General features: G+C 55.1%; 1 protein-coding gene. It reads left to right on the plus strand.

Translation table 11 applies throughout. The annotated features are described in order from the left end of the window. Positions 1-229, plus strand: a 229-nt coding sequence (locus PPOP_RS23005) for a hypothetical protein (RefSeq protein WP_006287974.1), incomplete at its 5' end; no start/stop codon positions are given. Between the last annotated feature and the right edge of the window lie 94 nt (positions 230-323).

The raw sequence follows: 323 nt of genomic DNA on the forward strand, positions 1-323 counted from the left end.
TGAAAGCCATGAGCAGCTCGCTTCTTATTTCGCGGAGCAGGCGTACCAAGAGGTGAAGGAACTGGAGGTACGCAAGGAGCGCCTGCAGGCACTGGCCCATTTGTGCGGTGTGTATACGATGGAACAAATTGAGGAAGCCCTCGAACAGGAGGGCTGTGAAGCCACGGTTGCCCGTCTCACAGCGGCGCTAGGCGTAAAGCAAGGAAGCCGGGAAATCCCTGCCGATTGACAAGAAACGTTGTCTCCTCCTGGAACACAAAACAGCGGCTCACTTCAGCGCTGAAAGTTGGAATGGCTGGAGCGCAAAGAGAATTTGCGGTTGA

It is taken from the genome of Paenibacillus popilliae ATCC 14706, assembly GCF_000315235.1.
Lineage (GTDB): Bacteria > Bacillota > Bacilli > Paenibacillales > Paenibacillaceae > Paenibacillus_B > Paenibacillus_B popilliae.